Source organism: Methylobacterium sp. WL116, assembly GCF_008039455.1.
Taxonomy (GTDB): Bacteria; Pseudomonadota; Alphaproteobacteria; order Rhizobiales; family Beijerinckiaceae; genus Methylobacterium.
Genome location: NZ_VRUV01001086.1, coordinates 1 through 566, shown reverse-complemented (window position 1 = coordinate 566; position 566 = coordinate 1). Strand labels below are relative to the sequence as shown.

Below are 566 nucleotides of genomic sequence, written 5' to 3'. Positions count from 1 at the left end.
GCGCGGGCCGCGGCCGGGATTGACGCGGCCCGCCCCGCACCGGCACTCCTTCTGCCATGACCGCAGCCCCCACGTTGCCGCTCGCGAACCGGCGCATCCTCCTCGTCATCGGCGGGGGCATCGCGGCCTACAAGGCGCTCGACCTGATCCGCCGCCTGCGCGAGCGCGGCGCCTCCGTCCGACCGCTGCTGACCAAGGGCGCGCAGGAATTCGTCACCCCGCTCGCGGCCGCGGCGCTCGCCGGCCAGCCCGCCCATACCGACCTGTTCGACCGGGCCGACGAGGCGGAGATCGGCCATATCAAGCTGGCCCGGGACGCCGACGCGGTGGTGGTGGCGCCGGCCACCGCCAACCTGATGGCGCGGATGGCCACCGGCCACGCCCCCGACCTCGCCTCCACGGTGCTGCTCGCCACCACCCTGCCGATCCTGATCGCGCCGGCGATGAACGTGGCGATGTGGGCGCATCCCGCAACGCGGCGCAACCTCGCGACGCTGCTCGCCGACGGCGTCCGGGTCGTCGGCCCCAATGCCGGCCCGATGGCCGAGCCCGAGACAGGGCCCGGC

The 566-nt window shown here is 75.4% G+C and carries 1 protein-coding gene; it reads left to right on the top strand.

Features of this window, described 5'->3' with window-relative positions:
* Window positions 1–56: 56 nt before the first annotated feature.
* Window positions 57–566, top strand: a 510-nt coding sequence (locus tag FV223_RS29520; RefSeq protein ID WP_281407494.1) for a flavoprotein, incomplete at its 3' end; no start/stop codon positions are given.